1 protein-coding gene is annotated in these 430 nt (G+C 35.3%); it reads right to left on the reverse strand.

The genetic code is table 11. From position 1 onward, the window contains the following. Positions 1-430: CDP-glycerol glycerophosphotransferase family protein (locus RYX56_RS21260; protein WP_317123979.1), on the reverse strand; the 430-nt coding region annotated here is incomplete at both ends.

Here is a 430-nt window from a genome sequence, read left to right on the forward strand (position 1 = left end):
CCATCCTCCAAATAGCAAAAGCGCTGATAAAATTCTTTTGGCAGCTGTTGATCGTTTTTAGTTGTTTCAAGATCCTTTATTGCTGCAATCACCTCTTCGGTAGTACTGACTAAAGGGCCCGGAGCTTCCTTTTCAAAATCAAAGTAAAAGCCTCTGATTTCACCCTTATATTCCTCTAAATCATAAGTAAAGAAAATCATTGGCCGTTTTAAATTGGCATAATCAAAAAATACGGATGAATAATCAGTAATTAACAAGTCGCTAATCAGATAAAGCTCACGAATGTCTTCATGTTTTGAAAAATCATAGGCAAACCCTTTAAAGGCATCCAGTTTAAAGTTTTCCGCTACTAGGTAATGCATGCGGAGAATAATGATATATTCATTTCCGAGCTTCATTTTTAGCATGTTCAAATCCAAATGTAAGTCAT

The organism is Alkalihalophilus lindianensis (genome assembly GCF_032843265.1).
GTDB lineage: Bacteria > Bacillota > Bacilli > Bacillales > Bacillaceae_D > Alkalihalophilus > Alkalihalophilus lindianensis.